We start from the raw sequence: 14,056 nt of genomic DNA on the forward strand, positions 1-14,056 counted from the left end.
CGGAGCAGCGATGGTAAATCCGATCGCGAAATTGCTAGTCACTGCACTCCTGGCTACCGCTACCGCCGCCTGCGAGGCTGCGGGCCCGGATAACTTCAGCGGCGACGCGCGTCGTGGCGCCGACCTCGTCAAGCAGTACCAGTGCGGCGGCTGTCACGATATTCCCGGCATTGCCGGCGCCGAAGGCAATGTCGGCCCACCCTTGCATCGGATCGGCACGCGGACCTACATCGCCGGCTACATCCACAATTCGCCGGACAACATGGCTGACTGGATCGAGGATCCACAGCGGGCGTTGCCGGGCAATGCGATGCCGAGAATGGGTATCCCGCAAAAAGACGCGCGGGACATCGCGGCGTTTCTCTATACGCTCAAGTGACCATCATGACTCCGACACATCGTTCAACGAATTGGTTCCGTGACGCGCCATTGCTGGCCATCACCGTCGTGGTTGTCGCCATCATGGGACTGGGCCTCTTGGCTGGCGGTGCCTGGCTCGCAGCCCTCGGTGGCTCCGTCTACTACCTGATCGCGGGGATCATGCTTCTGCTCACGAGCTGGCTGCTCGCGCGCCGTCGCGCCGAGGCGCTCTGGATTTATGCCACGCTGCTGGCCGGAACGATGGCTTGGGCGATTTGGGAGGCCGGCCTCGATTTCTGGTCGCTGGCGCCGCGCGGCGACGTGCTCGTGCCGCTTGGCCTATGGTTGATGCTGCCCTTCATTGCCTCTCGCCTCGCGCCTCGCTTGCGCGCGGCGCGATGGGCGCTCGGCCTTGTGTTGGTCGCCGCAGCCATCGTCGTCGGCATGTCCCTGACGAGCGATCGCCGCGATCTAGCCGGCACGATACCTGAGGGCGAAACAACGGGGGCCATTGCGTCTTCCGAACCGGACCAACCCGCTGCCGGCCAGAACTGGACGGCCTACGGCGGCAGCGGCTTTGGTACGCGCTTCTCGTCGCTGAGCCAGATCACCACGGACAACGTCAAGGACCTCAAGCTTGCCTGGGAATTCCGCACCGGCGACCACAAGGGCCCTGATGACCCCGACGAGATCACCAACCAGGCAACGCCGCTCAAGGTGGGTGATCTCCTCTACACTTGTTCGCCGCACCAGATCGTGTTCGCGCTCGAGGCTGCGACCGGAAAACTGCGCTGGAAGTTCGACCCGCAGGTCCAACACAACAAGGCCTTCCAGCACATGACCTGCCGCGGCGTGTCCTATCACGCGACCAGGCCCGGCGCGGTGACTGCCGACGGCACGCCGGCGCCGAGCGACTGTGCGGGACGCATTTTCGTACCAACCAACGACGGGCGGATGTTCGCGCTCGATGCCCAGAGCGGTGTGCCTTGCCAGAGTTTTGGCAACCAGGGACAGATCGACCTCAAGCAAGGCAGCGAGATCCAGACACTCGGCTTCTACGAGGGCACCTCGCCGCCCGTCGTCACGGACAAGGTTCTGATCGTCGGCGGAGCGGTGATCGACAACTATTCCGATCGCGTCCCGTCGGGCGTGATCCGCGGCTTCGATATCTATTCGGGACGGTTGCTCTGGGCGTTCGATGCCGGCAATTCCGATCCGAACGAGATGCCTTCGGCCTTGCATCATTTTACAGCCGGCTCACCCAATTCGTGGAGCATTTCGGCGGTCGACGAGAAGCTCGGACTCATCTACGTGCCGCTCGGCTCGAGTTCTCCGGATATCTGGGGCGGCGGCCGTTCGCCCGAAAACGAGCGCTACGATTCGGCATTGATTGCGCTCGATGTCTTGACAGGAAAACTGCGTTGGTCGTTCCAGAACGTGCACCACGATCTCTGGGACATGGATATGCCGTCGCAGCCCAGTCTGGTCGATTTGCGCTCTAACGGCGGCGTGACGCCGGCGATCTACATCCCGGCAAAGACTGGCGACATCTTCGTGCTCGACCGGCGCGACGGGCGTCAGTTGGTGCCCGCACCGGAGAAGCCGGTGCCTCAGGGCGCCGCGAATGGAGACCGGCTGTCGCCAACCCAGCCATTTTCGGAACTGAGCTTCCGCCCCTCCGGCAAACTTACGGACGCGCAGATGTGGGGCAGCACGATGTTCGACCAGCTCGCTTGCCGGATCAAGTTCAAGCGCCTGCGCTATGAGGGGCCGTTCACTCCGCCGTCTGAACAAGGCACGCTGGTGTTTCCCGGAGACTTCGGCATGTTCGAATGGGGCGGCATTGCCGTCGATCCGCAGCGCCAGATCGCGATCGCGAATCCCCAATCGATTCCCTTCATCTCTCGCCTGGTGCCGCGCGGAAAGGACAATCCGGCCGCGCCGAATGCGGCGCATCCACCAGGAACCGAGCTGGGCGTGCAGCCGATGTACGGCGCCCCCTACGGCGTTGATCTCGGCATTTTCCTCTCACCGCTCGGCATTCCCTGTCTTGCTCCGCCGTGGGGCAACATCGCAGCGATCGATCTTAGGACGCACAAGGTGGTCTGGCAGCATCGGATCGGCACGATACGCGATCAGGCCCCGCTGCCGCTGCCATTCAAGCTCGGCGTTCCCATGCTGGGCGGTCCGATCGTCACCGCGGGCGGCGTCATCTTCATCACGGGAACGATGGATGACTACATCCGCGCGTTTGACGTTCGCGATGGCAGACAGCTTTGGCAGGACCGCCTTCCTGCCGGCGGCCAGTCGACGCCGATGACCTATGAGGCTGGCGGCAAGCAATATGTCGTGACGGTCGACGGCGGCCACGGGTCATTCGGAACTAAACTCGGCGATTACGTGCGAGCCTACGCGCTGCCGTGATCTGCCTCGGCAGGACTTGCTTGTACTTGCCTACGCCTTGTCCCGATCTGCCGGCGCGACGCGCAACTGCTGACGCCAGGAGAGCTACGCCCGCAGCTATTCCCAGCGCCGCGAGCCCCTGACTGATGACGCCGGCAGGTGGGAGCTGCTTGCGTGACAGCCAACCGCCATCGATCGACGTGCCCTGCGGACCAGCTTCAATCATGGTGCCCTCGCTGCTCTTTGCGGGGCGCGCGCGCGACAGCAGGTAGCGGAAGGCAGCTCCCACGATGTTCTCGGTAATCTGCGGAGCCATCGCATAGGCAAATTGGCCGGCACGAGCCGGCCAGCCCACGGCGACTTCGTCTCGGGGCGCGCGGACGAGGCTCACGAACGTCTCGGCAACGTCCTCCGCCTGATACAGCAGCGGACCGGGATCAAGCGTCCGGCCGGACATGTTGGCGCCGTGGACGAAGCCCGGCGTGTCGACCATGGCCGGGAAGACGCCGCAGACACGGATGTTGCGGTGAGCACTGAGCTCTTGACGCAGGCTAGCGGTGAAGCCCCGAAGGCCGAATTTGCTCGCGGTATAGGCCGCAGCAAAAGGCGTCGGCGCCCAGCCGCCGAGCGAGATGTTGTTGATCAGGATGCCGCGGTTCTGGCGGAGGAAGATCGGAAGCACCGCGAAAGCGCCATGCATCGTGCCGAGGAGATTGACCTCGATCGTTCGGCGATGAAGCGCGATATCCGCGTCCTGATAGGCCCCGAAAACGCCGGTGCCGGCGTTGTTGATCCAGACGTCGATGCCACCGAACGCGTCTTCGGCCTCTCGGGCCAGCCGCTGCACCGCCTCGGCATCGGTGACATCGGTCGGGATCGCCAATGCGCGGCCTCCGAGCGCCTCGCATTCTGCGGCGAGGCTCGTCAGGACTTCGGCACGGCGTGCCGCCAAGACCACGCTTGCGCCCTTGCCCGCAAAGGCCAGCGCCGCAGCACGCCCGATTCCGCTCGAGGCACCGGTGATGACGACGCGCGTGCCGGTCATTTGCCGCGGCTCAGATCCGGAGCGGGCCGCCGGAAGCATCCAGTGCAGGGATCGCCGGAGGCGCTCAGTTCCCTCCGCTTCAAACCAGTCGCCATGCGCGAAGATCACCCGCTCCGGAGACAGCCGTATAAGCCGCTCGGCTGCGGACCGCACGGAACGGCCGCCGAGGCGCAGCAGAAGCCGTAGATAGACCGGCGCCATTCCGTTTGGCTTGGAAATGCCCAGGAGGTTTGCCGCCGCCTCATTTGGCGCGCTGAGATCGTTGGGATCGAGATTTTGCACGAGATCCGTCAGGATCAGTGTCCGGCTGCGCTTGTCGAACAGCTCGATCTCGGAGAACATCGGAGCATTCACCGAGACGGCTTCGAGGTCGGCCCTCCATTCCTCGGGCGTCGCCTCTCCAAGCTCGCGGTCTATGCGGATACGTGCCGCTCGAACTTGCCTGCGTGCCGCAAGGCCGCGCGCCGCGAAAGTCGCCGCCGGCGGCAGCTCTCTCTGCCAGTCGGACAGGAACATCCAGTGCGCGATATTCGGCGCGAGCAAGTACCTTATCGTCCCAAGCCGCTCCAGCTCACCGCGGAGAGCCGGCGAATATCTTACCGGCGAATGCAGCACGAGATCGCCGTTCGAGAGCCGAATGACGGTCATACGCACCGGAAGTTTTAGACCGGCGGCGCTGATCGGGGCGTCGTCCACGACCCAGATATCGTCCGTCACGCGCGACAGACGGGCGGTCGACAAGGTGGCGTCGGAACTTTGCATGAGCATCTTCCATCACGGGGCGTTAGCTCAAGCTTTGGGAGTGACGCTCGTTCCTTGCTAGGACGCCCGAGCCTGCTGGCCAGCGTTGCGTCGGCGACGGCGCGCTGCAAGCCGGCCTCGCCCTCTCTCCGCCGGAAAGTGCCGCGTGATCGCCGGTACGCACTCCGGCTCTGAGGGAGGTTGTTCGCAGGCAATCGGCGCAGGGTCCGGACGAGCTTCCATCAGATCAAGCACGGCGCGGCCCTTGGCCGTGATGCGCCACCCGCCATTTGTCCGGTCGATCAGCCTTTGCGAAAAGACGTCCAGCCCCGGCACCCGCCCGGCGAGCCGCCGGGTGCGCTCGGTCCAGTCGCGACCGCTGGTCGCCAGAATGGCCATATCCCGCTTGAGATCCTCCAGGGCAGCGAACCCATCCGGGTAGCTCACCAGGATCTTGAGGACCGTCACGTGGAAATTCACCCCCGCCCCCACATGACCATCGTCACATCGTCGGGACTTCTGAGAGAGCATTGCGGGCCGCTTGTTTGAGGCGATCCGCAGAGACGTCGCCCCTGCTTGCAGTCTCCAGAAGCTTCGAGGCCACGTGGGTCCGGGCGCCGATCTCACAGCGTGGAACACCTTCGCACACCTCGTCGAGAACGGTGCGCAACAACGCCTTTGTCGCCGTATCGATCATGGAAAGCCCCAGCGGAAAGGTTCACGGTAGGGCAATCGCTCCGGTCTGTGATTCAACATTGTTAATGATCTGAAAATTTCGCTGGCGTCCATTGCCGGCCGCGCTCACCCAGCCCGAGGGCGGGCGCAATCGCCTTGGGCGCCACGACGTCAAACACCGGCATCTTGGAGGTAGGGGTCTGAGGAGTCCGGCATCACGTCGCGACACCACCGCGAGCCTGGAGAAGCTCGAATATCTATGTCGGAATGACAAGTTTCGAGGTGATTGCGGAGTATACAAGCGCCGTCGCCGGAGAGATAACCGGCCAACGCAGCGACGCAATGTCCGAGCCCGGCAATCCTTTGGTCTTCATCCTTTTTAAGAAGCCAAGGCCGGAGGACGTTCAGCTCTATCCCGAGTAGTTGCCAAACGCCCTCAAGGTTTGTGGCGCTGGGATCACGCAATGAGCAGCGTGGCCGCCGGAATTTCTGCATCGCCTGCACATTCCTCTATTCCGAAAGTTCGATTGCAATGGGTTGGTGATCGGAGGCATCGGTCGCTTCGTTGACCTGGATGCTGCGAACGTAGCCGGTCAAATCTTCCGTCACGAAAATGAAGTCGCGGCAGTTGGGCCCGTCGGCCCACTGCGCGCGGTCGTAGATTCCGCAAGTCGGCGCACGCGCTCGGTCGCGGCCATCAGCGATCCATGCATCCCGATAGGCCAGACCGGGCCGGCCGGATCGGGCAATCAATGCGTGCTGGGGGTCGGCAACGTCAAAATTGAAATCGCCACACAGCAGGCTCGACGCAGCGACGGTCTGACTTCCATACGGCTCGTCGTGCCGGGAGCTGGCCTGCTTCGGGCTCATCGACGCCTCCTCCTGCAAATCCAGCAGACGGGCGATCTGTGCCTCGCGCTGGCCGGCCGAATGGAATTCGAGATGCGTGTTGACAATGCGGACCGCGCCAAACGAGGCCTGAACCGTCACCTCCAGGGCGTGACGGCGCATGCTGCGCACCGTGGCTGCGTCCGGCCATGGCAGCAGGTGGTTGGCGATCTGCAGCACCGGCAACCGCGACAGCGTCATGTTGCCGAAGCGATGGAGGCTGCCATCACGATCGACAGTTTCGATAGCAGGTCGGAATATTGCGGAGTAGCCGGGCAAAAGGGCTGCCAGCCGTTCACTCTGATCCGCTCCATCACCAAATCTGGAGAAGTTCGCGCTCACCTCCTGGAAGCAGAAGACGTCCGCGTCGAGCGTCTGCTGGGCGACGGCAACGATCCTCGCCAGATCGGTCACGCCGTCGCATCCTTTGCCGCACTGTATGTTCCAGGTGAGAAGTCTCATTACCGGATGCCTGCACGCATGAACGACTGGACGAACTGGCGCTGGAACAGCAGAAACGCGATCAGCAGCGGCGCCATCGTCATCACGGTTGCCGCCGTGATCACTGACCAATCCACACCGGTCTCAGGCGCGCCGAATACGGCAAGTCCCACCGTGAGCGGCCGCGCTTCCACCGAATTCGTGACGATCAACGGCCACAGGAAATTGTTCCAGTGATAGCTGACGGAGACGAGGGCAAAGGCGACGTAGGTCGGGCGAGCCAGCGGGACATAGACCCGCCACAGGATTCCGAGCGGACCCGCTCCCTCGACCCGGGCGGCTTCCACCAACTCCTGGGGCACACCCTTGAAAGTCTGCCGCAGCAGGAAGATGCCGAAGGCGCTCGCGAGATAGGGCAGCGCGATCGCAGGGATCGTATCGAGCAATCCCAGTTTGGCGATCGCGCGGTAGTTCTCGACGATCAGGACGTCGGGCATGATCATCAGCTGGAGCAGAACGAGGGCGAAGGCGATGCCGCTGCCCCTGAACTTGAAGCGCGCAAAGGCATAGGCGGCCAGCGTCGACAGGATGAGCTGGCCGACCAGGATCAGGGTCACCAGTACGACCGTGTTGAGATAGTACCGGGCGAACGGCGCCTGGTTCCAGGCCCGGGCAAAATTCTCCAGCGTCCAGGGCGCGGACAGGCTGAACGACGTGGCGTAAGCGGCCGGATGCAGCGCGCTCCAGAAGGCATAGGCCAATGGGGCGAGCCAGATCAAAGCCAGGAGCCATGCTGCGACGGCTTCAATGGGGCGTGTCCGGCCTTTCATTGATAGTGGATCCTGCGATCGAGATAACCGAACTTGATCAGCGCAACCGAGCTCAGCAGCATCAGAAGCACAACCGTCAGTGTTGCCGCGTAAGAGGAATCCTGGAAGGTGAAGGCAACCTCATAAATGTAGTAGAGCAGCAGCGTGCTGGCGTTGTTCGGACCGCCCTTGGTCATGATGACCAGATGGTCCACCAGCTTGAAGGAGTTGATGACTGCGTTGATCGCCACGAACAGCGTGGTCGGCATCAGCAATGGGAACGTGATCCGGCGAAACGTGTACCACCGGCTCGCGCCTTCGATGGACGCGGCCTCTTCGAGATCCGGCGAGAGCTGCTGCAACGCCGCCAGGTAGAAGATCATGAAGAAGCCGGCCTCCTTCCAGATCACCATCACGACCAGACAGCTCATCACCGTCGAGGGATCGCCCAGCCAGTTCCAGCCGCCGAGACCGAAAAGGCCGCGCAACTGATCGAGCAGCCCATAGTCCGGCGTGTAGAAGAACAGCCAGATGTTGGCGACGGCGATCATCGGCAGCACGGTCGGCGTGAAGTAGGCCAGTCGCAGAAAGCCGCGGCCGCGCATGTTGCGATTGACCCAGATCGCCATCACCAGAGCCAGGGCGATCGAGGTAGGGATCGTGCCGAGCGCGAACCAGAAATTATTGACCAGCGCCTTCCAGAAGATCGGATCGGCCGCCATGGACCGATAACTGTCAAGCCCGACGAAGGCCTCGGTGCCGTTCCGGCGTGTGACGAATAGCGAATGCCGGATCGTCGCCAGAATCGGAAAGTGCGTGAATGCGATCAGCAGGACGGCCGCCGGCAACAGCAGCAGCCAGGCGTTCACGGTGTTCCACCACGCCTGCGATCGGGCGCGGCGCGGGGCGATTGGCGATGAGGCGACCTCGTCGGACATCTGTGAGCCGGCGGGATGGCGGCGGCGCGCCATCCCGCCTCGTCCCTATTTGTAAGCGCGCAAGACGCGGTCGGACTGCTGCTGCGCGGCAGCCAACGCCTCCTGCGGCTTCTGCGCGCCCGTGATCGCCGCCTGCACGGCATCGCCGACAAACTTGTAGATGCGGCCGTTCTCATGGACGGAGAGCTCCGGCACCGCATGCTCCAGCTGATCGCGCGCAACTGTGGCCTGCGGGAAGCCCTTTGCGTAGGCCTCCATCGTCGGCGTCTTGTAGGCGGCCGGCGACACCGCCACGTAGCCGGTCTTCATGCTCCATTCCGCCGCGCGTTCCGGAGCCGTCATCCATTGAATGAACTTGACGGCCGCCTTCTGCTGGTCGGGAGACGCACTCTTGAAGATGTAGAAATTGCCGCCGCCGGTCGGTGATCCGCGCCGCTCCCCAGCCGGCAGCATGGCCACGCCGAACTGGAATTTCGCGGCGTCCTTGACCGCCGTCAGATTGCCGGTGGTGTGCCACATCATCGCCGTCTTGCCTTCGAGGAAATCGTTGCGCAGCGTCGCCCAATCGATGCTGCCGGCGGGGGCGACGTTGTGCCTGCGCGACAGGTCGACCCAGTACTCGAGGGCGGCGACCGTCTTCGGAGCGGTCAGATAGACCTCGTTGCCGGGCTCGTTCATCATCTTCTGGCCGTTCTCGATCGCCAGCGCCTGCAGCATCCAGTAGGCATAACCAGTCGAGGGAATTTCGATGCCCCAGCGCGTCGTGTTGCCGCCATCCTTCTTGACCAGCTTCTTCGACATCTCGACCATTTCGTCCCATGACGCCGGCGCCTTCTCGGGATCGAGGCCCGCCTCCTTGAAGGCGTCCTTGTTCCAGTACAGCACGATGGTCGAACGCTGGAACGGCACGCTCCAGGTCTTGCCGTCGATCTGCCCGTTCGCCATGAACGCCGGATAGAACTCCTTGAACCAGGCCTTGTCGCCGACGAGGCCGTCAAACGGCACGATCGCGTTCTCATCCATCAGCGTGAACACGTCGGTCGACAGCAACACCGACAGTTGCGGCGGCTGCCCGCCCTTCATGGCGGTCATCGCCTTGGTCATCGTATCGGTGTAGTTGCCGGCATAGACCGCCGTCACCTTGATGTCCGCATTGTCCTTCTCGAAGCGCGAGACCATGTCGTCGATGATCTTGGTGACGGGACCGCCGACCGCGACCGGATAGTACATGGTCAGATCCACGGCGGCGGCCGGGCGGGCAGCCATCGAGAGCACGGCGAGTGCCGCTGCTATCAACATCGTTCGTCGCGCAAACATGTGACAATCTCCTTCGTTACCACGTTTGAAACAGCCGCTGCTATCGACTGGTTATCGCCCGCTGGCCCTCTGTGACGATGGTCTCCAAGCGAGCTTCCGAATTCGAATCGAACCGATGCTCGAGCCCGGGTTCCCACACGATCCGGACATCCTCGCCTGGCCGAACCTTGCTGAAACCTTCGAGCCGCACTGAAATCGGCTGACCATCGACCTCGCACAGAACGATGCTGTCGGCCCCAAGATGCTCGATCGCCTTGACGCGCGCAAAATGATCCCCGCCCGACACGATGCGGATATGCTCCGGCCGGATGCCGATGAGATGATCGCCATGGCGCAAAAGATTCATCGGCGGCGTGCCGATGAACCGCGCCGTGAACGCCGTCGCGGGCCGGCTATATAACTCCTCCGGTGTGCCATTCTGCTCGATACGACCATCGCGCATCAGCACGACGCGATCCGCCATCGTCATGGCCTCGGTCTGATCGTGGGTCACGTAGACCATCGTCATTCCGAGCCGCTGTTGCAGGGCGCGGATCTCCGTCCGCATCTCATGCCGCAGCTTGGCATCCAGATTTGAAAGCGGCTCGTCCATGAGGCAGACCCGCGCTTCCGCAATGATGGCTCGCCCCAGTGCAACCCGCTGGCGCTGGCCGCCGGACAGCTGCGACGGCTTGCGTTCAAGCAGCTGCGCAAGGCCTACGATCTCGGCCACACGCCGGAGCCGTTCGTCTCGTTCGGCGCGCGACACGCGCCGCACACGCAGGCCGAAGACGATGTTCTCGGCTACACTCAAATGCGGAAACAGCGCGTACGACTGGAAGACCATGGAGATCTTCCGTTGCGCCGGAGTCAGATGGGTCACGTCGACGCCGCCGATGGCGATCGTGCCGGCGTCAGCATTCTCAAGGCCGGCGATCAGCCGCAGCGTGGTCGACTTGCCGCAGCCGGACGGTCCCAGCAGCACCAGCAGCGAGCCCTCGTCCGCCGTCAGACTGACGTCATCGACGGCGCGCATCGCGCCCCAGAACTTGGAGACATGACTCAGCGTAATCGCTGACATGGCCCGTTCGCTCTCAGCTGCAGGGCTCTGCGCCGCGCGCAGACATAGCTCGGCATGCTCGCAGCATTCTGCTCGCGCGGAGCAGCCCAAAGCTGGTCGCCATGAGCAGACAGATCCATGCCGTCCCTCCCGATGGCCACGCAACGTTCACCGGCGCGGCAAGTCATTTTGTTCATATGAACATATTGGAGCGCCATATGAAACAGAAAATTGCGCCTTAGACGTTCGAATGATAGTTTGCTTCGAACGGACAGCCCCATGCTCAAGACAGTCTCGTCACGTCAGGCCTACATACTGGAGATCGTGCGCGACGAAGGCTTCGCCTCGATCGAGCAGCTTGCAACGCGCTTTGACGTCACGCAGCAGACCATTCGCCGCGTCGTGAATGCGCTCTGCGATCAAGGGCTGCTCCGGCGAATGCACGGCGGCGTCAGCCTGCCCGTTCAAAACCAGAATCTCGCTTATGGAAGCAGACAGGGATTGAATGCCGACGCCAAACGGCGCATCGCACACGCGACTGCGAGCTTCATTCCCGACGGGGCGTCGCTTATGATCGGGCTGGGTACAACACCTGAATATGTCGCGCAGGCGCTATCCCGCCGTCAGGATCTGCGCGTGATCACCAATAATCTGAATGTGGCCGCAGCGTTCGCACAAAATCCCGACGTGGAAATCACGATCGCGGGCGGCACGCTCCGTTCGCTCGACCGGGACATCGTGGGCGAAGCGGCGGCCCGCTTTTTCTCGGGCTATCGAGCCGATTACGGGATATTCGGCGTCGGAGGCGTCGATCAGGACGGCACGCTGCTCGACTTTCACATCGACGAAGTCCTGGCGCGGCAATCCATCGTTGTCAATTCGCGCATCGCCGTGCTGGTCGCCGACACGACAAAATTCGGCCGCAACGCCACGGTGCGCGGCGGACATCTCGCCGATTGTAACCACCTATTCACCGACGGGCCGCTGCCACCGGCCTTTACACCGGTCGGCGCCAAATTTGCCGAGCGCATTCATACATCGGATGCCGCGCGTGCCGGAGCCACGTAGCCTGCGCGAAATTAACCGGCGTCAGCAGTCGCCAAGGGCGCGGCCCCTACGCCCCCTCAATTATATCGGACGCCGTTTCGTCGTTGATTTGTAAGCACAATTCTCCACGTGTGACGGACAAATCCCGACGATATACCCACTGCGATTTTTCGGTCTTGAATTCACAGAAAATTCGAGCCGCTCGCAACGCTGGTGGCTCCGGTACCTATCGGGGTCAATCGACTGTCGGCACTGTGTGGGTGCGAAGATTGCGGTGCGCGCACTGGTGCGGTTTAAATTCAAATACCGTCAGAGATCGGAAGGCGCTCGGCCGCTCGCTCGGTCCGCACAGACAAAGGCGTTCTTGCCGAGAAGATCAATATTCTCTTGATGCCGCTGCTGTCGACCTCGCCGCCCCACAAACAGACGTCTATCGGGGCAGCCAGCCGGATTTATTCTCCGCGGAACACCGCCGGGCGACGCTCCACGAAAGACTGGATGCCTTCTTTCATGTCTTCGCTGCTGAAAACGCGGTCCTTGATTTTCGGGATATAGTCGATCGCCGCTCTTTCGCCGGCCTCGATGTACTTCAGCGCGGCCTCTTTGGTTACCTGAATGCCGATCGGAGCGTTCCTGGCGATCAGACCAGCAATTTCCATCGCGCGGGGAATCTGCTGACCAGGAGCGACGACTTCCTGAACAAACCCGATTTTATACGCCCGCGCCGCGCTGAACTCGTCCCACAAGAACAGATGATACATCGCATCCCCCCATCCTGCCCGCGTCACGTACCGGAAATGGGCGCCACCGAGCGGCGCGATCCCGCGCTTGGATTCCATTTGGCAGAACCGGCGTCGTCGGCGGCCACAACAATGTCGCCGGCCAACATCATTTCGATGCCAATCGTGAAACAGATCCCCTGCACGGCCGTCACGATCGGCTTACGACACCGGCTTTTCAGCGCGAACGCATCGATGTTGCCGGGCTTGATCTCGGTATTTTCGGCCTTGGCTCCGAAGAACTTCGGCATATCAAGGCCTGCCGTGAAGTCCGGGCCGTCGGCGCAGAGCACACCGACCCAATAGTCGTCGGTGCGGTCGAGAAGCGTCATCGCATCCGACATCTGCGCCATCATCTGCGGGCTGAAAGAATTCTTCTTCGCCACGTTGTCGATGACGATCTTGAACACATGCCCATGCACCTCGGTACGGATCTGACCGACTTGCGTCGTCTCGCTCATTTTCTAGTCTCCGAATGCTCATAGGCAACTGCGCGACGTTGCGCAGAATTAACCTGTCAGTTTGCTCAGCTCAGCGCCGCAAACGCAGTCCGTTCAGAAGCCATCAGTTCTTCCGTCCGTCCGTCGCGTATCTTCAGCAGCCACTGCGGATCCTGAAGCAGCGCCCGCCCCACCGCGACGAGATCGAACTCCTCGCGATCGAGGCGGCGGATCAACTCGTCGAGGTCAGTCACCGCCTCCCGTGCGCCCCGGCTGCACGGCCGATGTACTTGGCTGCGCTCCAACGCTGCTCACTACCATTTCTCGACCCAAGGCCGCAGCACGACCTCGAACGCCCAGGTCGACCGATGCTGCCGATGAAGCTGCAGATATGTTTTCGCGATATGGTCGGGGTCGGCCATATTGTCGTCGACAGTTGTCCCCGCCAGCCGATGCGCGCGAGTGCCGTCCTCCTGGGTCCAGCCGATCGCGCCGTCGATCGGCACATTCGCTATGTGGACGCCCTGCGGCATCAATTCTCTTGCCATGCTCTGCGCGAGTCCGGACTTGGCATGACATGCCATTGCAAATGCGCCACTTGATGGGAAGCCTTTGAGCGCCGCGCTGGCGTTCGTGAAGATGATTGTTCCTCTGCCGCCGTTGGCGTCGGGTTCGTTCCCAAGCATGAGCCGGGCTGCCTGTTGACCGACCAGAAACGCGCTGAACGCCGAGTTGCGAAGTGTTTCGAACGCCATGCCCGGGTCGGCTTCGATGATGCTTTTGCGGAAAATGCCGGGAACCCGGCCATCGATGTTATGCACGACAAGTCGTGGCGTGCCGACGTCCTGAACGACGTTGCCGAACAGCTGTGTCACCGCCGCCGGATCAGTTGCATCGCAGGCATATCGAAGCACACGATGCGTCTTCTCCAAGGCTTCGAGGACCGGCTTTTCGGGATTCCTGGCTGCGACGCAGACACGCATGCCGTTCTCCGCGAACAGCCGGGCGCAACTCGAGCTGATGCCCGGACCGCCCCCCACGATCACCGCAACCTCGTGCACGGAACTTTTGATATCAATCATCTTGACCTTTCCAGTCCTGCGTTGTCGCGCTCTCCATGAAGAGATGACACGG

15 protein-coding genes and 1 pseudogene are annotated in these 14,056 nt (G+C 62.4%); 4 read left to right on the forward strand and 12 right to left on the reverse strand.

What is annotated here, in order from left to right; all coding sequences use genetic code 11:
• Nucleotides 1-10: 10 nt before the first annotated feature.
• Entirely contained in the window at nucleotides 11-379 is a 369-nt protein-coding gene (locus IVA75_RS16935; protein ID WP_247289205.1) for a c-type cytochrome, read from the forward strand.
• Between the two features lie 5 nt (nucleotides 380-384).
• Nucleotides 385-2,784, forward strand: a complete 2,400-nt coding sequence (locus IVA75_RS16940) for a glucose/quinate/shikimate family membrane-bound PQQ-dependent dehydrogenase (RefSeq protein ID WP_247289204.1) — start codon at nucleotides 385-387, stop codon at nucleotides 2,782-2,784.
• On the opposite strand, the gene IVA75_RS16945 is transcribed toward IVA75_RS16940, so the two are convergent.
• From IVA75_RS16945 to IVA75_RS16955, 3 genes are read right to left on the reverse strand one after another with little or no spacing between them, the layout of a single operon-like run.
• Nucleotides 2,744-4,570: an SDR family oxidoreductase gene (locus tag IVA75_RS16945; protein ID WP_247289203.1), complete on the reverse strand. Its 1,827-nt coding sequence runs from the start codon at nucleotides 4,568-4,570 to the stop codon at nucleotides 2,744-2,746. The two genes, IVA75_RS16940 and IVA75_RS16945, sit on opposite strands and share 41 nt — an antisense overlap.
• 57 nt (nucleotides 4,571-4,627) lie before the next feature.
• A complete protein-coding gene (locus tag IVA75_RS16950) occupies nucleotides 4,628-5,080 on the reverse strand; it encodes a hypothetical protein (protein ID WP_247289202.1) in 453 nt (150 codons plus the stop codon).
• Complete coding sequence (locus tag IVA75_RS16955) at nucleotides 5,052-5,246, reverse strand: hypothetical protein (protein ID WP_247289201.1); 195 nt, start codon at nucleotides 5,244-5,246, stop codon at nucleotides 5,052-5,054. Before IVA75_RS16955 ends, IVA75_RS16950 begins: the two co-directional genes overlap by 29 nt.
• Before the next feature lie 251 nt (nucleotides 5,247-5,497).
• On the opposite strand from IVA75_RS16955, the pseudogene IVA75_RS16960 reads away from it, so the two are divergent.
• Nucleotides 5,498-5,647: pseudogene (locus tag IVA75_RS16960) on the forward strand (peptidase M14); the annotation flags it as partial.
• A gap of 87 nt (nucleotides 5,648-5,734) precedes the next feature.
• Here the strand turns inward: IVA75_RS16960 and IVA75_RS16965 are convergent.
• The 5 genes from IVA75_RS16965 to IVA75_RS16985 are packed head-to-tail and all read right to left on the reverse strand — an operon-like array spanning nucleotide 5,735 to nucleotide 10,677.
• Nucleotides 5,735-6,574 (reverse strand): endonuclease/exonuclease/phosphatase family protein, encoded by an 840-nt coding sequence (locus IVA75_RS16965; RefSeq protein WP_249799449.1) that lies wholly within the window; start codon nucleotides 6,572-6,574, stop codon nucleotides 5,735-5,737.
• Nucleotides 6,574-7,383 carry a carbohydrate ABC transporter permease gene (locus IVA75_RS16970; RefSeq protein WP_247289198.1) on the reverse strand — a complete coding sequence of 270 codons (810 nt, stop codon included), beginning with the start codon at nucleotides 7,381-7,383 and terminating at the stop codon, nucleotides 6,574-6,576. Before IVA75_RS16970 ends, IVA75_RS16965 begins: the two co-directional genes overlap by 1 nt.
• Nucleotides 7,380-8,300 carry a sugar ABC transporter permease gene (locus IVA75_RS16975; protein WP_035963518.1) on the reverse strand — a complete coding sequence of 307 codons (921 nt, stop codon included), beginning with the start codon at nucleotides 8,298-8,300 and terminating at the stop codon, nucleotides 7,380-7,382. The genes IVA75_RS16970 and IVA75_RS16975 overlap by 4 nt, the downstream gene beginning before the upstream one ends.
• A gap of 45 nt (nucleotides 8,301-8,345) precedes the next feature.
• Nucleotides 8,346-9,599: an ABC transporter substrate-binding protein gene (locus IVA75_RS16980; RefSeq protein ID WP_247289233.1), complete on the reverse strand. Its 1,254-nt coding sequence runs from the start codon at nucleotides 9,597-9,599 to the stop codon at nucleotides 8,346-8,348.
• 58 nt (nucleotides 9,600-9,657) lie between these two features.
• Nucleotides 9,658-10,677 (reverse strand): ABC transporter ATP-binding protein, encoded by a 1,020-nt coding sequence (locus IVA75_RS16985; protein ID WP_247289231.1) that lies wholly within the window; start codon nucleotides 10,675-10,677, stop codon nucleotides 9,658-9,660.
• Between the two features lie 258 nt (nucleotides 10,678-10,935).
• On the opposite strand from IVA75_RS16985, the gene IVA75_RS16990 reads away from it, so the two are divergent.
• A complete protein-coding gene (locus IVA75_RS16990) occupies nucleotides 10,936-11,724 on the forward strand; it encodes a DeoR/GlpR family DNA-binding transcription regulator (RefSeq protein ID WP_247289196.1) in 789 nt (262 codons plus the stop codon).
• A 431-nt stretch (nucleotides 11,725-12,155) separates the two neighbouring features.
• Here IVA75_RS16990 and IVA75_RS16995 read toward each other — a convergent pair whose 3' ends face one another.
• From IVA75_RS16995 to IVA75_RS17010, 4 genes are all read right to left on the reverse strand, one after another.
• On the reverse strand, nucleotides 12,156-12,542 hold the full coding sequence (locus IVA75_RS16995; RefSeq protein ID WP_247359402.1) for an enoyl-CoA hydratase-related protein: 387 nt from the start codon (nucleotides 12,540-12,542) through the stop codon (nucleotides 12,156-12,158).
• Entirely contained in the window at nucleotides 12,488-12,943 is a 456-nt protein-coding gene (locus IVA75_RS17000; RefSeq protein WP_247359403.1) for an enoyl-CoA hydratase-related protein, read from the reverse strand. The genes IVA75_RS16995 and IVA75_RS17000 overlap by 55 nt, the downstream gene beginning before the upstream one ends.
• 65 nt (nucleotides 12,944-13,008) lie before the next feature.
• Entirely contained in the window at nucleotides 13,009-13,176 is a 168-nt protein-coding gene (locus IVA75_RS17005) for a hypothetical protein (protein ID WP_346658426.1), read from the reverse strand.
• Between the two features lie 60 nt (nucleotides 13,177-13,236).
• On the reverse strand, nucleotides 13,237-14,004 hold the full coding sequence (locus IVA75_RS17010; protein ID WP_247289194.1) for an SDR family oxidoreductase: 768 nt from the start codon (nucleotides 14,002-14,004) through the stop codon (nucleotides 13,237-13,239).
• Nucleotides 14,005-14,056: the final 52 nt, after the last annotated feature.

This window comes from Bradyrhizobium sp. 134 (assembly GCF_023074155.1).
Classification (GTDB): Bacteria; Pseudomonadota; Alphaproteobacteria; order Rhizobiales; family Xanthobacteraceae; genus Bradyrhizobium.